The following is a 19,472-nucleotide window of genomic DNA, read 5'->3' as shown; positions in this document are numbered from 1 at the left end:
ATGTCTTTGATACTTTGCATTGAAACCGGTACGGACATCTGTTCCGTGGGTATTGCCAAAGACGGCGAACTGCTGTCGCTGCGCGAGAGCGACGAGGGGCGCGACCACGCCCGCAAGGTCGGCGTATTCGTCGACGAACTGCTGCGCGAGACGGGCATCGTGCCCGACGACCTCGACGCCGTGGCCGTGGGCAAGGGTCCCGGGTCGTACACGGGGCTGCGTATCGGCGTGTCGTTCGCCAAGGGGCTGTGCTACGGCCTGCAAAAACCGCTGGTGGCCGTGGGGTCGCTGGATGCGCTGGCCGAGGTGGCCCGCGAGGATTACGAGGCGGGAATTCTCTCGGTCGATGACTGGGACGGGGCTTATCTCTGTCCGATGGTCGATGCCCGGCGCATGGAGGTCTATGCACAGGTCTTCGACTCCGAGGGACGCCCGCAGGGCGAGGTTTCGGCCGAGGTGGTCGACGAGGGGAGTTTCGCGGCGTTCCGTGGTCAGGGGCGTCCGTTCGTGATCTTCGGCAGCGGGGCCCGCAAGTGCGCCGACGTGCTTCCCGACGCCGTGTATGTCGAGGTGACCCCGTCGGCCCGCGGATTGGCGCGGCTGGCCCAGCAGGCCCTCGACGAAGGCCGCACGGAGGACATTGCCTATTTCGAGCCTTTCTACCTGAAAGATTTCGTCGTTACGACATCCCGCAAGAAGCTCTTTTGAGCGGTGCCGGTACTATGACTGACGCGGACCTCGTGAAGCTCCTGTCGGAGCGGTTTTATGAAAATTTCGCCGACGAGGCGGCCCGGGCGGTACTCGGGGCGGATGCCGTGGACCGGCTCTATGCTGTTACCGTCGATCCGCATCCGGAGCTTCCGAAATCCGTCAGGCACAAGGTGCTGTTTCGCGGGGCCTATGTCCTCGAACGCATTTATTTCACCGTTCCCGAACGTTTCATGCCCCACGCCGGGGAGTTCTGCCGGCGGGATTTCCCGGCGTGCGCCGACGCCAGTGTGCGGCGGCATTTCGGGAAGATCATGGCCGACCTGCTGGGGCGTTACGAGCCGGAGCCGGAGACGCTGGACCGGATTGCCGAAGCGGCAGCCGAATGGGCCGTCGATCCGGCGGCGAAAGTCGCGGTGCGGATTTGGGCGGTCGAGGTGCTGTGCCGCTGCCGGGGCCGGGTCGGCTGGGTCGACGAATCGTGGGACGATATCGTGGAGGCGATGGCGGCGGACCCGACGCCCGGGATCGAATGCCGGATGCGCAAAAGCTGGCGGAAAGTCTGAAAAATCCCCGCAACGCGAGTTGCGGGGATTTTTTTTTACACGGTTTGTTCGGGCAGGGCCGACGGTTCTTCCGGCAGATCGTCTTCGGTATCGGCGTCGGCGATCTCGAGCGTGCGCGCCGCATGCCGGCGTTTGGTCTGCAGGCGGGCTGTTTTGCGCAGCCGCTCGCCGACGCGGATGATGTTGTCGTTGCCCGTGCAGAGCCGCTTGTGGGCGTCCTCGTAGGCGTCGCGGGCTTTGTCGAGCGCCGTGCCGACCCCTTCAAGCGATCCTGTGAAGGCAACCAACTGTTCGTAGAGTTTCAGTCCGCAGGCGGCTATCTCCTTGGTGTTTTTGTCCTGGTCGTTGTATTTCCAGAGGTCGGCGACGAGTTTCAGCAGGGCGAAGAGGTTCGTCGGCGAGGAGACGATCACTTTCTTGTCGTAGGCGTCGGACCAGATGGACGGATCGTTCTGCAATGCCGCGAGGAACGCCGGTTCATTGGGGACGAACATGATGACGAAATCGGGGGAGTTCAGCCGCCGCTGGTACTCCTTGCGGCCCAGTTCGGTGACGTGCTGGCGGACCGACGCGACGTGTGCCGCGAGATGGCGCCGCCGCTCTTCCTCCGTGTCGGCCGAGGTGTAGCCCACGAAGGCCGTGAGTGAGACTTTCGAGTCGATGACGATGTCTTTTTTCTCGGGCAGGTGCAGCACCACGTCGGGACGCAGGTTGCGCCCTTCCTCGTCTTTGATGTTGTACTGCGTCTCGTAGTGGATGCCTTTCGAAAGCGCCGAACTGTCGAGGATCGTCTCCAGCAGCATCTCGCCCCAGTCGCCCTGCACCTTCGAGTTGCCTTTCAGGGCGTCGGTCAGGTTGCGGGCCTCGGCCGAGATGTTCTGGTTGAGCTCCATGAGGCGTTTGAGTTCCGATTTCAGCTCGCCGCGCTGCGAGGTCTGCGTGGTGTAGATCTCCTCGACCCGTTTGCGGAAATCGACGATGTTGTCTTTGAACGGTTTAAGCAGGATGTCGATCGACTCCTTGCTGGTCTGTTTGAAATGCTGGGTCTGCTCGCCCAGAATCTCCGTCGCCAGGTTCCGGAACTGCGCCCGGAAACGCTCCTCGGTCTTTTCGCGCTCCGTGCGCTCGGCTTCGCGCTCCTCGGCGTTCCGCTGCCGCAGGGCGGCGATCTCGGCCTCGGACGCGGCACGCAGCGCGGCCAGCTCGGCCTCGGTGCGCGAACGTTGTTCGGTCAGCGACCGCACCTGCTCCTCGTAGCGCAGGCGGAACTCCTTTTCGGCCGAGGCGGCCTGTTCGGCTGCGGCCAGCCGGGCCTCGGCGGCCGAAAGGCGGGCCGTGGCTTCGCGTTCGCGTGCGTCGGCGTCGGCAAGCCGGCGCGACTCCCTGCGCCACAGGAGCAGGGCGAAGATGAGGATCGCCGTCAGGCAGCAGGTCGTCAGGATGAAAAAGAGGGTCATGGCTGTTCGGTCGTGTGTTCCCTGCAAAAATAGCAATTTATTCCCGGAATAGGAATTTTCGGGGCGATGTGTGATTTTATTTGCCCGGATCGGCGTATCATTCCCCGAATTTTATACCTTTGCTACTGAATAGAATATACCCTTAATCATTTCATTTTATGAAAAACTTTTTACCCATCGTGAAACTGGCCTGCCTTGCGGCGGTGGCTGCGCTGATCGTCTCCTGCGGCGGCGGGGCCGATTACCGGAATCTCCTGCCTGCCGATTCGTTTATGACGATGTCGGTCAACCCCGCGTCGCTCATGGAGAAGAGCGGCGCGTGCGACGCTGCCTGCAACCCCCTTCTCGACCGTCTGAAAGCGGAGCTGGGCAAGGCGGAGAACCTCTCCGCCGAGGAGTCCGAGTACCTGCTTTCGCTGCTGGAGAATCCGGCCGAATCGGGCCTCGACCTGAAAAAAGACCTGTTTATGTTCATGTCGATGAGCGGTTCCGACATCAATAACCCCGAGGTTCGCGGCGGCCTGCTGTTCCCGGTCGGCGACAAGTCGAAACTGGATGCACTGATCGCGCGGATCAACGAGAAGAGCGGTACCGAAGCGGTGACCGAGAACGGAGTTTCGGTCGTGAAGATCGGCGAGGATACGGCTGCGACCGGCGTTTGCGCCTATAATGACATTGCCTGCATGCTTTATTTCCAAACCTGCGGCGGGGATATCGAGGCAAAGGTGCGGGGACTGTTCGCCCAGAAGCAGGGCGAGAGCCTGATGGGCGACAAGGTCGTTGCCGCGCGGCTGTCCGCACGCAACGATGTGAATATGGTCATGCCGTATGACAATTTGCCGGTTATGGCGAATTATTCGATGCTGGGTGCGATGCCCATGATGAATGCACTGAAGGGGGCCGTGATGATAGGCTCCTCCAATTTCGAGAAGGGACGCATCGTCAGCGACGCTGTGATGAATTACAAGGATAAGGAGAGCGAGAAGAAGGCGATGGAGTTTTACGCCTATGTGAAGCCCCAGACCGGCGCCCTGCTGCGCTACGTGCCCGCCAACAGCATCGGCGCGGCTTCCTATGGGCTCGACGGCGAAAAGCTCTATGCGATGCTGGCCGCCATGCCCGGTTACGGCATGATGCTGGGCAATCCGATGATCAAACAGGTGTTCGACGCCTTCGACGGCGACTGCGTGATCTCGTTCTCGGGAATGACCCCGGACGGACGCTATCCGGTCGCATCGCTGCTGGTCGAGGTCAATGATCCCGCCGTGTTGCAGACGATCGTCACGAACCTGGCGGGTATGCCTATCCAGCAGACCGCCGAGGGGGAATATATGTTCAGCATGGGCGGTATTTCGGTGCTGTTCGGCGTGAAGAACAAGGTGCTTTACTGCACGACCGACGTGGCCGTGAAATCGGCGCTCGACGGGACGAAAATCGAGTCGCTGACGTCGCTGGACCGCATCGTGAAGGGTAAGTCCGGCACGTTTTGGCTCGATTTCAAAGGCCTGAACGCTCTGGTGGCCCAGCTGACCGGAGGATACGGGATGCCGCAGGTGGAAATAGCGCTCTCGGTTCTCGGTATGTTCGACGACCTGGAGGCTTACGGCACGATGGAGGGCGGAGAGTTCATCGTCAACATGGCCGACAAGGAGCAGAATGCCTTCAAAACCATTTGCGACACGACCGGCGCGCTGATCCGTCAGTATATGCCGGAAGCGAGTGAAATGTAACCGAACAGCGGTGGCGACACCGAGCAGCGGCCGTCGGGATTCGAACGGCCGCTTTTTTGAAACACGATGTCTATGGAGTCGATAACTTTACGGCATGTGGTGCCCGATGCGTTTGCCGACGACCCGGTTTCCGGAACGTCGGACGTGTGGGGGTGCGACGTGACGTTTCGCAAGGGGGAGTATTATCTGGTCGAAGCCGCTTCGGGGACCGGGAAATCCTCGCTGTGCAGTTACCTGTACGGCTTCCGAAACGATTATGCGGGCAGCATCCTGCTCGGCGGCGAGGATTGCCGCACCTTTTCCGCAGCCCGGTGGGGCGATGTGCGGCGCCGGTCGCTGAGCCTGCTGTTCCAGGACCTCCGGCTGTTCGGGGAGCTGACCGTGGCCGAGAACTTCGCCCTGAAGAACGGCCTGACCGCGTTCAAAACGCCCGGGCAGATCGAACGCCTGCTGGAAGCCGCCGGGATTGCCGGAAAGCGGGATACTCCGGTCGGAAAACTCTCGTTCGGGCAGCAGCAGCGCGTCGCGTTCGTGCGCTGCCTGTGCCAGCCGTTCGATTTCATCCTGCTGGACGAACCCGTGAGCCACCTCGACGCCGCGAACGGGGAGGTGCTCGCCGGCCTCTTGTCGGAGGAGGCGCAGGCGCAGGGTGCGGGCATCGTCGTGACCTCGGTCGGCAGCCGGCTCGAACTGCCGTACCACAAAATCCTGACGCTATGAGACTGCTCTGGAAACTGCTGCGCTGCCATCTGAGCATGGCCCAGCTGGTCGGGTTCTCCCTTGCCGGGCTGGTGGGGATGACCGTCGTGCTGGGGGCCTTGCAGGCCTACCGCGACATCCGGCCGATCGTGGACCGCCCCGATTCGTTCCTGCGCGGCGACTACCTCGTACTTTCGAAGCGCGTCAATGCGCTCAACACCCTCGGGCTGGGCAGCAGCGATTTCACCCCCGGGGAGCTGGACGACCTCCGGGCCCAGCCGTTCGTGCGCGAAGTCGGGGCGCTGACTCCTGCCGATTACCGGATAACGGGGTCGGTCGGCATGGGCGGCGTCAACCTCTCGACCTACCTCTTTTTCGAGTCGGTTCCCGACCGGTTTCTCGATGTCGAAGCCGCCGAATGGAACTACGAGCCCGGCAGCCGCGACATTCCCATCATCATCCCGCGCAACTACGTGAACCTCTATAACTACGGTTTCGCCCCCTCGCAGGGGTTGCCGCAGATTTCGGAGGGCATTTTCCGCCGGGTGAGCCTCGGCATCGACATCGCCGGGAACGGCCGCTCGGAGCAGTTCCGGGGGCGTATCGTCGGGTTGTCGAACCGTCTGAACACCATCCTTGTTCCCGATGCGTTCATCCGTTGGTCGAACGAGCGGTTCGGGACCCGGACCGGTGAAAGACATCCGGCGCGGGTTATCGTCGAGACCGACCGTCCGGTCGATGCCGCGGTCTCGGAGTACCTCGCCCGCAAGGGGTACGAGGCCGAGGGCGACCGCCGCGACGACGGCAAGGCGACCCGGTTCCTGCAGTTGGCCGCAAGCGGTGTGGCCGGGGTGGGGCTGGCGTTCAGCGGGATGTCGTTCTACATCCTGCTGCTGAGCATCTTCCTGCTGCTGCAGAAAAACAGCGACAAACTCGAAAACCTGCTGTTGCTGGGCTACGCCCCGGCGCGTGTGGCGCGTCCCTACCGACTGCTGACGTTCGGGCTGAATTTCGGGGTGCTGGCTGCCGCCTTGCTGGCGGTGTGGCTGTTACGCCTTGCCTATCTGCCGTCGCTGACGGCGTTGCAGGAGGGATACCAGCCGGCGGGCATGGGTGTTACGCTGCTGTGCGGCACCGGACTTGCACTGCTGCTTTCGCTGCTCGACGGCGTGGCGATCCGTCGGAAGGTCGGCGCTCTGAGCCGCGGAAAACGCTGACGGGATGCCGGGGCGGGACGTTTTGCCGGACCGCCTGCGATTCGGTTTTGCACCCATCCGGCTTTTTTGTATCTTTGGTGTCGTAACGACACTTTTATCAGTCGGGACGTTTTGCCGGACCGCCTGCAATATCGGTTTTGCTCCCGGTCGGCTTTTTTGTATCTTTGTAAATGGAAATTAAGAACTGCACCATGAACAGAATAGTAGCTCCCTCGATGCTCTCGGCCGATTTCGGACACTTGGAGCGCGACACCCGGATGGTCGACGCAAGTGCGGCCGAATGGGTTCATATCGACGTGATGGACGGCGTTTTCGTCCCCAATATCTCATTCGGGTTTCCCGTGCTGAAAGCCATCCGCAAGGCGACGCCGAAGTTCCTCGACGTGCACCTGATGATCGTCAATCCGGAAAAGTATGTGAAGCGATTCGTCGAGGCGGGCGCCGACCTGGTGACTTTTCATTACGAGGCGTCCGACGACCCCGCGGCCTGCATCGGCCTGATCCGCGAAGCCGGGGCCAAGGCCGGTATCTCGATCAAACCGGCGACGCCGGTCGAAGCGCTGCGCGGCGTGTTGCCGCAGGTGGACCTGGTGCTGGTGATGAGCGTCGAACCCGGTTTCGGAGGGCAGTCGTTCATTCCGGGATCGCTGGAGAAGGTCGCACAACTGCGCGCCATGGCGCGGGAGATGGGGCTCGGGATGATCATCGAGGTCGACGGCGGCCTCTCGTCGCACAATGCCGGTGCGGTTTACGGGGCGGGTGCCGACGTGCTCGTGGCCGGCAACGCCGTATTCGGTGCGGCGGACCCGCAGGCAGAGATTGTGAAAATGCTCAACGCCTGACGCGTTTGGCCGTTTCCGCGTCGAGCAGGCTGCGCAGTTCGCGCAGGAGGGCGTCGTCGCGGAACCATGCGGCTCCGTAGGTCAGGTTGAAACCGTAATCGAATCCGGCGGGGTTGGCGCCCTGATTGTGCTGGAGGATGGTCTCGGCCTTGTCGAGCGCTTTGACCCAGCGGGCCTCGGGTGTGACACAGGCTTCGTACTCCTCCCAGAGCGTCCGGATGCGCGCTGCGGCTTCATCGGGCAGCAGGGGTGTGAGCCGCTCCATGGCCGAACGTTCCGCCGCGGCTTTGACGGCGGGATCGGACTGCTCGACAGCCGGAATGTCCCCTTCGTAAGCCTCCCCGAGATCGTGGACAAGGCACATCGCGAGGACCCGCTGCAGGTCGAGTTCGGGCTTCTCGTCCGCAAGGACCAGGGCCAGCAGGGCCAGCCGCCATGTATGCTCGGCGGTGCTCTCGCGGCGTCCGGTCGAAGTGTGGGCCGAGCGCAGGACGTTTTTCAGCCGCTCGGCTTCGCGCATGAATTGCAGGTATCGTTCCAACTTTTCCATATCCGGGATTCTGTTTCGACCTCCAAAGATACGATATGTCGGATTAAATCGCTAACTTTGCGGTGTTTTTAGACGTACCATGATTTCATTAGATAACCTCACTGTCAGCTATGGGGGCTGGACCCTCTTCGATAATATTTCGTTCCTGATCAACCCCAAGGACCGTATCGGTCTCGTGGGTAAGAACGGAGCGGGCAAGACCACGCTCCTGCGCATCATCACGGGAGAACAGCAGCCCACGACGGGCGCCGTGACGCTCAACGGCGACTGCACGATCGGTTACCTGCCGCAGACGATGCGCGTGGCCGACACCACGACACTCGTGGAGGAGACCGCCAAAGCCTTCGAAGAGGTACTGCGGCTGGAGGCCGAGATCGAGGCCCTGACGCGCGAGATCGCCGAGCGCACCGATTACGAAAGCCCCGAATACGAACAACTCCTGCACCGCCTGAACGACGCGCAGGATCACTACCACATCCTCGGCGGCGAGACCCGCGATGCGGACATCGAAAAGACCCTGCTGGGCCTCGGGTTCAAGCGTTCGGATTTCGGACGCGCCACGAGCGAGTTTTCGGGCGGCTGGCGCATGCGTATCGAGTTGGCGAAGCTGTTGCTGCGGCGTCCTTCGATCTTCCTTTTGGACGAGCCCACGAACCATCTCGACATCGAGTCGATTCAGTGGTTGGAGGATTACCTGAAGAATTACAACGGTGCGGTGCTGCTGATTTCCCACGACCGGGCTTTTCTGGACAATGTCACCAACCGCACGGTCGAATTGTCGCTGGGTAAAATCACCGATTACAGGGTTTCCTATTCGAAATACGTCGTCCTGCGCGCCGAGCGCCGGGCGCAGCAGGTGGCGGCTTACGAGAACCAGCAGCGGATGATCGAGAAGACCGAGGAGTTCATCGAGAAGTTCCGCTACAAGCCCACCAAGTCGAATCAGGTGCAGTCGCGCATCAAACAGTTGGAACGGCTGGACCGTCTCGAGATCGAGGAGGAGGACCTCGCCACGCTCAACATCAAATTTCCGCCCGCGCCGCGGTCGGGACAGATCGTGGCCGAGATCAACGAAGCCGGGATGTCGTTCGGGGAGAAGCATGTTTTCAGCGGCGCGAATTTCGTGATCGAGAAAGGCGACAAAATCGCGCTGGTGGGCCGCAACGGCGAGGGCAAGACGACCCTCGCGCGGATGCTGATCGGCCAACTGACGCCCACCGAGGGGTCGATACGCCTCGGGGCCAACGTCAACATCGGTTACTATGCCCAGAATCAGGACGACCTGATGGACGGCGAATTTACGGTCTACGACACGCTGGACCGTGTGGCGGTGGGCGACATCCGCACCCGTCTGCGCGACATTCTGGGGGCGTTCCTGTTCCGCGGCGAAGATATCGACAAGAAGGTGAAGGTCCTGTCGGGCGGTGAGCGGGCGCGTCTGTCGATGGCCCGCATGATGCTCGAACCCCGCAACCTGCTGGTGCTCGACGAGCCGACGAACCACATGGACATGCGTTCGAAGGATATTCTTAAAAACGCCATCATGAAGTACGACGGCACGGTAGTCGTGGTGTCGCACGACCGCGAATTTCTCGACGGCATGGTGCAGAAGGTCTACGAGTTCCGCGACGGCGGGGTGAAGGAGTATCTGGGCGGCATCTACTATTTCCTCGAGAAGCGCAAACTGGAGTCGCTGCAGGAGGTCGAGCGGCGCGACGCTCCGGCCAAGACGGCTCTGAAAGCGGCCGAGTCGGGCGCGTCGGGAAAGCTCTCTTACGAACAGAAGAAGGAACAGGAGAAGCAGGCACGCAAGGCGAAAAAGGCTGTGGAGACGATCGAGGCGGAATTGGCCGGGATCGAGAAGCAGATTGCGGAGTACGATGCGAAATTCGCCGCCGCGGCCGAATACAACGAGGCCGACTACAAGGCTTACAACGAACTCAAAAACCGTTACGAGCATCAGATGCACGAGTGGGAGAAGGCGTCGTATGAATTGGAACTCATCGAAGAACAATACAATGGATAATATCATTTTCGGGATTCGTCCCGTGGCCGAAGCGATCGAGGCCGGAAAGCAGATCGAAAAACTCTACATCCGCAAAGGCGCCGAGGGGCAGCTGATGCAGGAGCTCAAAGACCTCTGCATCCGCCATCGGGTGCATTTTCAGGAGGTGCCGGTCGAGAAGCTCAACCGCCTGACGCGCGGCAATCATCAGGGAGTCGTGGCGCAGACCGCGGCCATCGAGTATGTCCGGTTGGAGGACATCTTGGAGCGGGTCCCCGAGGACGAGACGCCGCTCATCGTGTTGTTCGACGGTGTGACCGACGTGCGTAATTTCGGGGCTATCGCCCGTTCGGCCGAGTGTGCCGGGGCGCACGGGCTCGTCACGCCGCTGAAGAACTCCGCTCCCGTGAATGCCGAGGCCATCCGTTCGTCGGCCGGGGCCCTCACGGTGATCCCCGTGTGCCGCGTGGGTTCGATCCGCAATACGCTCAAACAGTTGCAGACCGAGGGCTTTCAGGTCGTGGCCGCCACGGAGAAGAGCCGCAAGCTGCTTTACGACGCCGATTTCCGCAAACCGACCGTGCTGGTGATGGGCGCCGAGGATACGGGCATCTCGAAAGAGGTGCTGAAACTCTGCGACGAACAACTGGCCATTCCGCTGATCGGGCACATCGAGTCGCTGAACGTCTCGGCCGCCGCGGCCGTGATGCTCTTCGAGGTCGTGCGCCAGCGTATCGGGCCGGAGAACTGAAAGGAAGAAACGGAGTTCCGTCATTGCGAGGAGCGCAGCGATGCGGCAGTCCGATCGGATGTTGCGGTGTGACGACACTCTCCGCAGACGGTTGCGGCATCTGACGATGTCTCGCCATGACGAACAAATATGCAAAGCCGACAATCAAAATCATAATTCGATGAAAGCCAAACTCGAATACTGCCTGCAATGGCTCCGCGACGGGGCCGTGCGGGTCGCGCGGTCGTATCCGATCGAAACGCTCCTTGCGCTCTACGCCTGCGTCTGGTGCCTGCTGACTTACGAACTCGACTGGAGCGAGGGTGACCTGTTTAAGAAACTCGCTCTCGTGCCGCTGTTCTTCGCACTGGCGCTTGCCGTCAACAACCTGGCGGGCCGTGGTCCGTGGCGGAAAGTTTACTGGGTCGTGTGGGCGCCGATCGTGCCGCTGACGCTCTGGATCGGGCTCGGAGACTGGATCGAAGGCGCGTCTTACCGGATATCGCTCGGCATCCTGGCGCCGCTGCTGCTGTTGCTGAGCCTGCGGGCCGTACGCAACGACCGGTTTGTCAACGGCGCGCTCGTCTGGCTGCGGTCGGGGCTGCTCGCTCTGCTGTTCGCCAACGTCGCGCTGGGGCTCTTCTATGCGATACTCTATTCGACGACCTATATCTTCGGCCTCGAGGGCAAATGGATCGAGCATGTTGCGGTTTGGGCCGTCGTCATCGTCGAGACGCTGGTCGTGCCGGTGCTGTTCCTGATGATGGCCGACCGCTGGCAGGGAGCCGAACTGCGCGGCAACCGCATCCTCGAGGTGCTGCTGAACTACATCGTGACCCCGGCGCTGCTGATCTACACCGCGATCCTCTACCTCTACATGGCCAAGATCCTCTTCACGTGGTCGCTGCCCGAGGGCGGCGTGGCCTACCTGGTTTTCGGGTTCACGATAACGGCGCTGGCCGTGAAGGCGGTGGACCAGTTGCTCGGAAAGCGGATTTACAACTGGTTTTTCGACCGGTTCAGCCTCGTGTCGCTGCCGATGCTGGTGCTGTTCTGGATCGGCGTGTTGCGCCGCACGAACGAATACGGGCTGACCGAACCGCGCGTCTATCTCTTGGTGTGCGGCGGCCTGATGACCTTCTGCGTGCTGCTGTTCCTGTCGCGGCGCGCGGGCCGTTACCTGTGGGTGTGCCTTGCGGCATGGGTGAGTTTCGCCCTGTTGGCCTACGTTCCCTGCTTCGAACCGGAGCGTGTCGCCGTGCAGTCGCAGTTGCAGCGTGCGGAGCGGGTGGCGGAACGGCTCGGACGCCTCGGCAAAGACGGACGGCTGCTGCTGACGCCGATTCCGCTGGCCGACACCGTCCGCAGGGAGGAGTACCGGCAACTCTACGAGTCGCTCGACTACATCCGCCGCGACAGCGCGGCTTTCGCGCGGTTCGGGCTGAAGAAGGACCTCGACGGTCTGGCCGCGATTTTCCCCGAAGCGATGCGCAGTTACGTGAGGTGGGGGTATGTGTACGAAACGGCTGCGACCGTTAACCGGGACATTAATGTCATGCTGCCCGGAAACGCCGTGTTCGAGGCTGTCGCGGGCTATTCCCGCTATTACACGAACCTGCACAGTTGGAACGACGACATTTACCGCTACGACAACGATACGCTGCGCCTTTGGCTGGGCGAAAAGGTGCCGATGGCGGTAATCCCGGGGGCGGAACTGCTCGAGACTCAGTTGGAAAAGAGCGGATTCGTGCCTGCCGAGGATGCCGCTCCGACCGAGGAACAGGTGTTGCAGTTGTTGGATTACCGCAGCGAGCGCTGCCGGATCGTTTTCGAACGGCTGAACATCGAACGCGGAGATTCGGTGCCCCGGCTTACCTACGTGTTGATTCATTCCGTCTGGATGCGATGACCTCGGTCTGGGTGCATCCCCGGTTGGGGGAGGTGACGCTTTCGCAGTCGATACGGGCGCGCCGCGTTTCGATCAGCGTGCGTGCCACGGGCCTCGTGCGGCTGTCGTTTCCCCGCGGGGTGTCGCAGAAGCGGGCCCTGGCATTTCTCGACGAAAAAGCGGAATGGATCGAAGCCGCCCGCGAACGGCTGGCCCGAAAACGCGCCGCGCTGCCTCCGCAGCTGTCGCCCGCCGAACAGAAAGCCCATGTCGAGGAGCTGCGCCGGGCCGCCAGGGCCGACCTGCCGGGCCGCATTGCGCGGTTGTCGGAGGCGACGGGGCTGAAATACGAAAAACTTACGATTCGCGCCTCGCGTACGAAGTGGGGGAGCTGCTCGGGCCGCAACCATATCTCGCTGAGCCTTTTCCTGATGACCCTGCCGGAGCATTTGCGCGATTACGTCATTATCCATGAACTTTGCCACACGGTTCATCACAACCATTCGCCGCGGTTTCACGCCCTGGTCGACCGGCTGGTCGGGGGCAACGAAAAAGCCCTTAACAGGGAGTTAAGGGCTTTTACGATTCGTTGACTTTCCGGGGTTACCGCTGTCCGAGTACCTCCTTTTCCCCCTTGTACGTGAACGCCATAAAGACGATTGAGAGGGCGCAGGCTCCGATGAGCAGGATGAACGTCCAGTCCCAGCCGGCTTTGTCGGCCACCGAGCCGATCACGATGTTGGCCAGGATGGCCGTACCGAGGAAATAACCGAAAAATCCGGTCAGTCCGGCAGCCGTTCCGGCGGCGTTCTTCGGGGCCAGGTCGAGCGCCTGCACGCCGATGAGCATCACGGGGCCGTAGATGAAGAACCCGATGGCGATCAGCGACATGGTGACGATGAAGTAGTTGGACGAGAACTGCCAGTAAAGGAAGATGAACACCGCGACGATCGCCATGAAGAGAATGGTCGGAATGGCGCGGCGTCCGTGGAAGACCTTGTCCGAGAGCCAGCCGCAGATCAGCGTGCCGGGAATGGCGGCGAACTCGTAAGCGAAATAGGCCCAGCCGGCCTGTTTGATATCATAGCCCTGTGCGTCGCGCAGGTAGGTCGGGGCCCAGTCGAGGCATCCGTAGCGCACCATGTAGACGAAGGCGTTGGCGATGGCGATGAACCACAGCAGTTTGTTGTTCAGAACGTATTTGAAGAAAATCTCACGCGTCGTGAGCACCTCTTCCTGCTTGGCGCTGTAATTCTTCGGGAAATCGTTGCGCCACTTCTCCACCGAGGGCAGGCTGCACGATTGCGGGGTGTCGCGGATGAGCACGTAGGCCAGGATGGCGATGAAGATGGCCACGACCGCCGGGAAGAGGTAGGTGCCGATCAGAAAGTAAAATTCCGTATGGCTTCCGTAGAACCACGAGCCGAACCAGATGGCGCCGTAAACGGCCATCGGGCCCACCAGCGCGCCGCCTACATTGTGGGCGCAGTTCCAGATCGACATCTTCGTGCCGCGTTCGTTGATCGAGAACCAGTGGGTCATGACGCGGCCGCACGGAGGCCAGCCCATGCCGTTGAACCAGCCGACCAGAAAGTTCAGGACCGCCATGAGGACGATGGCCAGTTGCTTGCGCTCGGGGCCGAGCAGCGTGACCGGGACGATCATGAACATCATCGACACGGCGGCCAGGACCAGTCCCAGCGGCAGGAACACGCGGGCGTTGCTGCGGTCCGAAACGCTTCCCATCAGGAATTTGGACAGGGCGTAGGCCACGGCGTTCATCGAGAGGACGATGCTCAGTTCGCTCTGGTCGAAGCCCAGGAGCGTGAGTTCGGGAATCGCCATCGAGAAATTCTTCCGGACGATGTAGAATCCGGCGTATCCGATGAAGATGCCGAGGAATACCTGCAGGCGCATGCGCTTGTATTTCGCATCCACTTTGTCGGCTTCCATTTCCGGTTTATACGCAGGAGGTTGTAGTAGTTTCCACATAGGACAGGTTGATGGTTTTTAGGTTGATTTGGGGCTTGTTCCGCCTGTTCCGCCGCAGCGGTTCCGGATTTATCCCCGAAAGCCCCTCCTTGTTCGGGACGGGGCTTCGGGGTATGATCGGATTTCGACGGTTCAAACTGATTTATTTTTGCTCAAAGATATAATTTTTTGCCAGATCGGTGAAACTTTTCACCTGTTCGTCGATCCATGCCTGATCGCGGCCCAGTTCACGGGCCATGATCGCAGCGGCCTTCGGGGCTGCGGCGATAGCCTCGCGGGCGTCGACGAACAGCAGGCGTACGCGGCGCGCCAGCACGTCCTCGAGCGTAATGGCCATCTCTTCGCGCACGGCCCAGACCACCTCGGCCAGCGTGTAGCCGAATTTCTCCGAGAGTTTTTCGCCCAGTGCGGGCTCTTTCTCGATCAGCTGGAGAATCTTCGGTTCGTCCGATCCGTAGACGTACATGTGGTCCGTGAGGTCGGGATTCTTGCGGTAGCCGTGGATGCGGAACTTCTTGGTGACGCACTTGCGTTTGGGAAGTCCGCACACTTCGATCGCCTTGTCCACCGTGTCCTCGGCCATCAGGCGGTAGGAGGTCCATTTGCCGCCCGTGATCGTCACCAGTCCGTTGTCCGAGGTGATGACCTTGTGGCTGCGCGAAATCTCCTTCGTGTTCTTGCCTTCCTTCTTGGGCGCCGCCAGCGGACGCTGGCCCGCGAATACCGAGAGGATATCCTTATAGGTGGGCGCCGGGTTCATGTAGAGCCCCGCGGTGCCGAGGATGAAATCGATCTCCTCCTTCAGCGGACGCGGCTCCTCCTCGGGGGTGGGGCGCACGATGTCGGTGGTGCCGACCACGACCTTGTCGTGCCAGGGCACGGCGAACAGCACACGACCGTCCGAGGTCTTGGGGACCATGATGGCGTAATCGCTCTGCAGGAACTTCATGTCCAGCACGAGGTGCACGCCCTGGCTCGGGGTGACCATTTTGCGGTGTTCGGGGCTGTCCATGTGCATGATGTCGTCGACGAAGCAGCCGGCGGCGTTCACCACGCTGCGGGCTTTGAGGGTGTGCTCCTCACCCGAGAGGTTGTCGACGAATTTCACGCCGGCGACCTTGCCCGCCTCGTCGTGCAGGATGCCCGTCACCGAAGCGTGATTGACGACCGTACCGCCGTTCTCGACGCAGGTCTGCGCGAGGTTGATGGCCATGCGCGAGTCGTCGAACTGGCCGTCGTGGTAGACCACGCCGCCTTTCAGTCCCTTCTCGACCGAGGTCGGGATGTATTTCATCACCTTCTTCGCCGAAATGTATTTCGAACGCCCGTAACCGAACCCGAACGAGAGCAGGTCGTAGAACGTCAGTCCGCAGAAGTAGAGGAAATTGTCCCAGTAGCGGTAGTTCGAGATGACGAAAGCCTGGTCTTTTACCAAGTGCGGGGCGTTGGCTTTCATGCGGCCGCGTTCGCGCAGGGCCTCCAGTACCAGCATCACGTCGCCTTTCTGGAGGTAGCGCACGCCGCCGTGCACCAGTTTGGTCGAACGGCTTGACGTACATTTGGCGAAATCGGTCTTTTCCAGACAGGCTACGCTCATGCCGCGCGTCGCCGCGTCTACCGCTACGCCCAGTCCCGTGGCGCCGCCGCCCACGACTACCATGTCCCAGATCTTGTCCTTTTCGGACAGTTTTTTGATTTGTGCCGCTCTTTCCATATTTATATGTATAATATTTGTATGTTTCGTTTCGGAACAAAATTACAAATGATTTTGGCGATTTCAAAATAAAATCAATTTTATTTTGAAATAATATCCCCTGCAACAGTGTTTTTACCGGAAAGCGAATTTCTCCGGACGGGTGAATCTATTTCGAATAATTTTCGTATCTTGGTCGAACGAAACATTTAAATTTCAAATTGCGCATGAACAAATCTGGCGAAGAACCCCTTTTGAGCCTTCCGGAACGGCATAGCCGGATTCTGGCCCTGCTCCAGCAGAACGGCTCGATTTCGGTGACGCAACTCTCCGAACTTTTTAAGGTTTCGGAGGTGACCATCCGCAAGGATCTGTCCTACCTCGAACAGCAGAAGAAACTCTACCGGACGCATGGCAGCGCCATTCTTATAAGCCCTTATATCAGCGATCGCCACGTCAACGAGAAAGAGAAGAAGAACGTCGCCGAGAAGCGGGCGATCGGTGCAGCCGCCGCGGCCCTCGTGTCGCAGGACGATTCGATCATCATCGCTTCGGGCACGACGATGGCCTTTCTGGCCCGGGAGATCAAACCCGTAGGCCGCCTGACGGTCATCACGGCGGCGGTTCCCGTGACGCAGATTCTCTCGCAGCACGCCGATGTGGACGTCATCCAGCTGGGCGGCATCACCCGGAGCAGTTCGGTTTCGGTCGTGGGACCCTTTGCCGAGTCGATGCTCCGCAATTTCAACTGCAGCAAGTTGTTCGTCGGTGTCGACGGCATCGACACCGAGTTCGGGCTGACGACGACCAACATGCTCGAGGCATCGCTGAACGGCGCGATGATCAACGCCGCGCAGAAGGTCGTGGTGCTGGCCGACAGTTCGAAGTTCGGGCGCCGCGGATTCAGCAAGATCTGCGACCTGGAGGCGGTGGACCGCATCATCACCGACAGCGGCGTGCAGCCCCTCTATCTGGAGCGCCTGCGCGAACGCGGAATCGAGGTGACGGTGGTGGATGTCTGAGACTCCCGATTTTATTATGAGCGGCTTCGATAATCGTCTCTAACTATGTTCTGGCTTGCAATAGGCATTACTCTCTTTCTGCTGGCTTGCTTGGTCGGTGCTTTCAAAAAAAGGCGGTGTGATTGAAAAAGAGCGGCAAGAATCCTGCCGCTCTTTTTTTGTTGCCGTCGTGCGCCTACTTTTTCAGCAGGGCTTGCAGCCGCTCGGGGTAGTCGGTGGTGATGTAGTCCACGCCCAGCCCGATGAAATACTTCATGTCCTCCTCCGAATCCACGGTCCAGACGTTGACTTCGAGACCCAGATCGTGCGCCTCCTTCACCCATTGGGGATGCTTGCGCAGCACGCCCATCGAGTAGTCGATGCCGGCCAGTCCCAGTTTTTTGATGCTCTTGGGAGGCAGGTCGCCGTTGAGGTAGTAGATTTTGGTATCGGGGAGGAGCTTTTTGAATGCCAGGCAGGCGTTGATCGAGAAGGCGATGATGTCGGTCCGGTCCAGTACGTTGTATTTTTTGAGCTCCTTGACGATCATTTTGGCGGCGAGATCCTCGCGGTTGTAATCCGAAAGCGATTTCATTTCGAGAATCAGGCGCGTGTCGGGTTTCGAGGCCACGAGTTTGAGGTAGGCGTCGAACGTGGGGATGTTCTCGCCGTTGGGCAGCACGATGGCCGTGATCTCCTTGGCCGTGGATTTCTCCATGTCGACGTCGGTGCCCTTGTACTTGCGGTCGTGGTTGACGATCAGTTTGTTGTCGGCCGTGAGCCAGACGTCGATTTCCGAGCCGTAGGCACCGATGGCGTCAGCCTTGGTGAACGATGCCAGCGAGTTTTGCGCCGATTCGGGTGCGGTCCAGTAGCCGCGGTGGGCGATCACCTTGGGTTGGGCGATGACGGCGCTTCCTGCGAACAGCAGGGCAGCCGAGAAAATAACCTTTTTTATCATATCGTTTGAAATGTTGGTTGATGGCTTATGAAATGAAAGTTTCACAAAGTTAGGAAACATTTCCGGATTTGCAAGTCGAAAGTCGGCCGGAACCTGTGTTTTCATCGGATCGTATTGCAATCGTTCCCGTGGATTTTTTCGTGAAATGGTCGATTTGTGGCAGTATTTGCAAAGATTGTGCACTGCGGGTTGCGGAATTTTTCCTATCTTCGTGCAATCCGAATCACTTAAAACCTCATAAATAGGAACCATGAAAGAAAAAGTCAGCAAGAAATTCTCGGAACTGTACGGTGAAGGCGCCATTCTGTTCGCCTCTCCGGGGCGTATCAACCTGATCGGGGAGCACACGGATTACAACGGGGGATTCGTCTTCCCGGGAGCCGTGGACAAGGGCATCGTCGCAGCCATCAGGCTCAACGGCACGGACAAGGTGCGCGCCTATGCGCTCGACTTGGGCGAGAGCTCGGAGTTCGGTCTCAGCGAAGCCGACAAACCCGCCCAGAGCTGGGCATGCTATATCTTCGGCGTCTGCCGCGAGATTCAGAAGCGCGGCGGCAAGATCGGCGGTTTCGACACGGTATTCGCGGGCGACGTGCCCCTGGGCGCCGGCATGTCGTCGTCGGCAGCCTTGGAATCGACCTACGCATTTGCGCTGAACGATCTCTACGACTGCGGCATCGACAAGTTCGAACTGGCGAAGATCGGCCAGTCCACCGAGCACAACTACTGCGGTGTGAACTGCGGCATCATGGACCAGTTCGCGTCGGTGTTCGGCAAAAAGGGCAACCTGATCCGTCTGGACTGCCGTTCGCTGGAGTATGCCTATTTCCCGTTCGACCCGAAGGGTTACAAGCTCGTCCTGCTCGACTCGCGCGTGAAACACGAGTTGGTGGGATCGCCCTACAACGACCGCCGTGCATCGTGCGAGCGTGTGGCCAAGATGCTGGGACAGGAGTTCCTGCGCGGCGCCACGATGGAGCAGCTCGATGCCATCAAAGATAAGATCTCGGAGGAGGACTACAAGCGTGCCCGCTATGTGATCGGCGAGGAGAAGCGCGTGTTGGATGTCTGCGAGGCGCTCGAGAAGGGCGATTACGAGACTGTCGGCGAGCGGATGTACGAGACCCACTGGGGTATGTCGAAAGACTACGAAGTGTCGTGCGAAGAGCTGGATTTCCTGGCTACGGTGGCCAAGGAGTGCGGTGTGAGCGGTTCGCGCATCATGGGCGGCGGCTTCGGCGGCTGCACGATCAACCTGGTGAAGGACGAGCTTTACGACAACTTCATCGCCACGGCCAAGGAGAAGTTCAACGCCAAGTACGGCCACGAACCCAAGGTTTACGAGGTGGTGATCTCCGACGGTTCGCGCCGCTTGTAATTTTCGATTCTCACGGGCACCTTCCGCCCTGCCTTGTTCGGCCCGAACGGGAAAT

At 60.3% G+C, this 19,472-nt stretch carries 17 protein-coding genes; 12 read left to right on the top strand and 5 right to left on the bottom strand.

What is annotated here, in order from left to right:
• Window positions 1-708 carry a tRNA (adenosine(37)-N6)-threonylcarbamoyltransferase complex dimerization subunit type 1 TsaB gene (gene tsaB, locus BLU78_RS03195; RefSeq protein WP_010264001.1) on the top strand — a complete coding sequence of 236 codons (708 nt, stop codon included), beginning with the start codon at window positions 1-3 and terminating at the stop codon, window positions 706-708.
• A 14-nt stretch (window positions 709-722) separates the two neighbouring features.
• Window positions 723-1,274: a hypothetical protein gene (locus BLU78_RS03190; RefSeq protein WP_010264004.1), complete on the top strand. Its 552-nt coding sequence runs from the start codon at window positions 723-725 to the stop codon at window positions 1,272-1,274.
• Window positions 1,275-1,309: 35 nt separating this feature from the next.
• On the opposite strand, the gene BLU78_RS03185 is transcribed toward BLU78_RS03190, so the two are convergent.
• Complete coding sequence (locus BLU78_RS03185; protein WP_010264006.1) at window positions 1,310-2,731, bottom strand: DNA recombination protein RmuC; 1,422 nt, start codon at window positions 2,729-2,731, stop codon at window positions 1,310-1,312.
• A gap of 158 nt (window positions 2,732-2,889) precedes the next feature.
• On the opposite strand from BLU78_RS03185, the gene BLU78_RS03180 reads away from it, so the two are divergent.
• The 4 genes from BLU78_RS03180 (at window position 2,890) to rpe (ending at window position 7,219) form a co-directional block, all read left to right on the top strand.
• The gene (locus BLU78_RS03180) at window positions 2,890-4,461 is read left to right on the top strand and encodes a DUF4836 family protein (protein ID WP_010264010.1); all 1,572 of its coding nucleotides are present in this window, start codon (window positions 2,890-2,892) and stop codon (window positions 4,459-4,461) included.
• Between the two features lie 72 nt (window positions 4,462-4,533).
• Window positions 4,534-5,181 carry an ATP-binding cassette domain-containing protein gene (locus tag BLU78_RS03175; protein ID WP_010264013.1) on the top strand — a complete coding sequence of 216 codons (648 nt, stop codon included), beginning with the start codon at window positions 4,534-4,536 and terminating at the stop codon, window positions 5,179-5,181.
• Entirely contained in the window at window positions 5,178-6,377 is a 1,200-nt protein-coding gene (locus BLU78_RS03170; protein ID WP_010264016.1) for a hypothetical protein, read from the top strand. Before BLU78_RS03175 ends, BLU78_RS03170 begins: the two co-directional genes overlap by 4 nt.
• A gap of 191 nt (window positions 6,378-6,568) precedes the next feature.
• Window positions 6,569-7,219 (top strand): ribulose-phosphate 3-epimerase, encoded by a 651-nt coding sequence (rpe, locus tag BLU78_RS03165; RefSeq protein ID WP_074712005.1) that lies wholly within the window; start codon window positions 6,569-6,571, stop codon window positions 7,217-7,219.
• On the opposite strand, the gene BLU78_RS03160 is transcribed toward rpe, so the two are convergent.
• A complete protein-coding gene (locus BLU78_RS03160) occupies window positions 7,209-7,769 on the bottom strand; it encodes an HD domain-containing protein (protein ID WP_010264023.1) in 561 nt (186 codons plus the stop codon). The genes rpe and BLU78_RS03160 overlap by 11 nt on opposite strands.
• 79 nt (window positions 7,770-7,848) lie before the next feature.
• On the opposite strand from BLU78_RS03160, the gene abc-f reads away from it, so the two are divergent.
• The 4 genes from abc-f (at window position 7,849) to BLU78_RS03140 (ending at window position 12,985) form a co-directional block, all read left to right on the top strand.
• The gene (abc-f, locus tag BLU78_RS03155) at window positions 7,849-9,795 is read left to right on the top strand and encodes a ribosomal protection-like ABC-F family protein (RefSeq protein WP_010264027.1); all 1,947 of its coding nucleotides are present in this window, start codon (window positions 7,849-7,851) and stop codon (window positions 9,793-9,795) included.
• Window positions 9,788-10,525 (top strand): 23S rRNA (guanosine(2251)-2'-O)-methyltransferase RlmB, encoded by a 738-nt coding sequence (gene rlmB / locus BLU78_RS03150; RefSeq protein ID WP_010264031.1) that lies wholly within the window; start codon window positions 9,788-9,790, stop codon window positions 10,523-10,525. The genes abc-f and rlmB overlap by 8 nt, the downstream gene beginning before the upstream one ends.
• A gap of 160 nt (window positions 10,526-10,685) precedes the next feature.
• Window positions 10,686-12,413 carry a DUF4153 domain-containing protein gene (locus BLU78_RS03145; RefSeq protein WP_010264034.1) on the top strand — a complete coding sequence of 576 codons (1,728 nt, stop codon included), beginning with the start codon at window positions 10,686-10,688 and terminating at the stop codon, window positions 12,411-12,413.
• Window positions 12,410-12,985, top strand: coding sequence for a M48 family metallopeptidase (locus BLU78_RS03140; RefSeq protein ID WP_010264036.1), 576 nt, complete (start codon window positions 12,410-12,412; stop codon window positions 12,983-12,985). The genes BLU78_RS03145 and BLU78_RS03140 overlap by 4 nt, the downstream gene beginning before the upstream one ends.
• A gap of 10 nt (window positions 12,986-12,995) precedes the next feature.
• On the opposite strand, the gene pgtP is transcribed toward BLU78_RS03140, so the two are convergent.
• Window positions 12,996-14,384 (bottom strand): phosphoglycerate transporter protein PgtP, encoded by a 1,389-nt coding sequence (pgtP, locus tag BLU78_RS03135; protein ID WP_026020765.1) that lies wholly within the window; start codon window positions 14,382-14,384, stop codon window positions 12,996-12,998.
• A 142-nt stretch (window positions 14,385-14,526) separates the two neighbouring features.
• Window positions 14,527-16,098 carry a glycerol-3-phosphate dehydrogenase/oxidase gene (locus BLU78_RS03130; protein WP_010264040.1) on the bottom strand — a complete coding sequence of 524 codons (1,572 nt, stop codon included), beginning with the start codon at window positions 16,096-16,098 and terminating at the stop codon, window positions 14,527-14,529.
• Window positions 16,099-16,304: 206 nt separating this feature from the next.
• Here BLU78_RS03130 and BLU78_RS03125 point away from each other — a divergent pair, with 206 nt between their 5' ends.
• The gene (locus BLU78_RS03125; protein WP_010264042.1) at window positions 16,305-17,099 is read left to right on the top strand and encodes a DeoR/GlpR family DNA-binding transcription regulator; all 795 of its coding nucleotides are present in this window, start codon (window positions 16,305-16,307) and stop codon (window positions 17,097-17,099) included.
• 175 nt (window positions 17,100-17,274) lie between these two features.
• On the opposite strand, the gene BLU78_RS03120 is transcribed toward BLU78_RS03125, so the two are convergent.
• Window positions 17,275-18,039 carry a glycerophosphodiester phosphodiesterase family protein gene (locus tag BLU78_RS03120; protein WP_010264044.1) on the bottom strand — a complete coding sequence of 255 codons (765 nt, stop codon included), beginning with the start codon at window positions 18,037-18,039 and terminating at the stop codon, window positions 17,275-17,277.
• 250 nt (window positions 18,040-18,289) lie between these two features.
• Here BLU78_RS03120 and galK point away from each other — a divergent pair, with 250 nt between their 5' ends.
• Window positions 18,290-19,417 carry a galactokinase gene (gene galK / locus BLU78_RS03115; RefSeq protein ID WP_010264047.1) on the top strand — a complete coding sequence of 376 codons (1,128 nt, stop codon included), beginning with the start codon at window positions 18,290-18,292 and terminating at the stop codon, window positions 19,415-19,417.
• Window positions 19,418-19,472: the final 55 nt, after the last annotated feature.

The sequence above is a fragment of the Alistipes timonensis JC136 genome, assembly GCF_900107675.1.
In the GTDB taxonomy this organism is placed as follows: Bacteria; Bacteroidota; Bacteroidia; order Bacteroidales; family Rikenellaceae; genus Alistipes; species Alistipes timonensis.
The sequence above is the reverse complement of the archived record's forward strand: the minus strand, read 5'-3'. Positions and strand labels throughout refer to the sequence as shown.

What these genes read in the sequence shown, in the direction of transcription:
- galK (WP_010264047.1), top strand. Translation starts at nt 18,290, where the DNA reads ATGAAAGAAAAAGTCAGCAAGAAATTCTCGGAACTGTACGGTGAAGGC.
- BLU78_RS03140 (WP_010264036.1), top strand. Translation starts at nt 12,410, where the DNA reads ATGACCTCGGTCTGGGTGCATCCCCGGTTGGGGGAGGTGACGCTTTCG.
- rlmB (WP_010264031.1), top strand. Translation starts at nt 9,788, where the DNA reads ATGGATAATATCATTTTCGGGATTCGTCCCGTGGCCGAAGCGATCGAG.
- BLU78_RS03125 (WP_010264042.1), top strand. Translation starts at nt 16,305, where the DNA reads ATGAACAAATCTGGCGAAGAACCCCTTTTGAGCCTTCCGGAACGGCAT.
- BLU78_RS03120 (WP_010264044.1), bottom strand. Translation starts at nt 18,039, where the DNA reads ATGATAAAAAAGGTTATTTTCTCGGCTGCCCTGCTGTTCGCAGGAAGC.
- BLU78_RS03145 (WP_010264034.1), top strand. Translation starts at nt 10,686, where the DNA reads ATGAAAGCCAAACTCGAATACTGCCTGCAATGGCTCCGCGACGGGGCC.
- tsaB (WP_010264001.1), top strand. Translation starts at nt 1, where the DNA reads ATGTCTTTGATACTTTGCATTGAAACCGGTACGGACATCTGTTCCGTG.
- BLU78_RS03180 (WP_010264010.1), top strand. Translation starts at nt 2,890, where the DNA reads ATGAAAAACTTTTTACCCATCGTGAAACTGGCCTGCCTTGCGGCGGTG.
- rpe (WP_074712005.1), top strand. Translation starts at nt 6,569, where the DNA reads ATGAACAGAATAGTAGCTCCCTCGATGCTCTCGGCCGATTTCGGACAC.
- BLU78_RS03190 (WP_010264004.1), top strand. Translation starts at nt 723, where the DNA reads ATGACTGACGCGGACCTCGTGAAGCTCCTGTCGGAGCGGTTTTATGAA.
- BLU78_RS03160 (WP_010264023.1), bottom strand. Translation starts at nt 7,769, where the DNA reads ATGGAAAAGTTGGAACGATACCTGCAATTCATGCGCGAAGCCGAGCGG.
- abc-f (WP_010264027.1), top strand. Translation starts at nt 7,849, where the DNA reads ATGATTTCATTAGATAACCTCACTGTCAGCTATGGGGGCTGGACCCTC.
- BLU78_RS03185 (WP_010264006.1), bottom strand. Translation starts at nt 2,731, where the DNA reads ATGACCCTCTTTTTCATCCTGACGACCTGCTGCCTGACGGCGATCCTC.
- pgtP (WP_026020765.1), bottom strand. Translation starts at nt 14,384, where the DNA reads ATGTGGAAACTACTACAACCTCCTGCGTATAAACCGGAAATGGAAGCC.
- BLU78_RS03130 (WP_010264040.1), bottom strand. Translation starts at nt 16,098, where the DNA reads ATGGAAAGAGCGGCACAAATCAAAAAACTGTCCGAAAAGGACAAGATC.
- BLU78_RS03175 (WP_010264013.1), top strand. Translation starts at nt 4,534, where the DNA reads ATGGAGTCGATAACTTTACGGCATGTGGTGCCCGATGCGTTTGCCGAC.
- BLU78_RS03170 (WP_010264016.1), top strand. Translation starts at nt 5,178, where the DNA reads ATGAGACTGCTCTGGAAACTGCTGCGCTGCCATCTGAGCATGGCCCAG.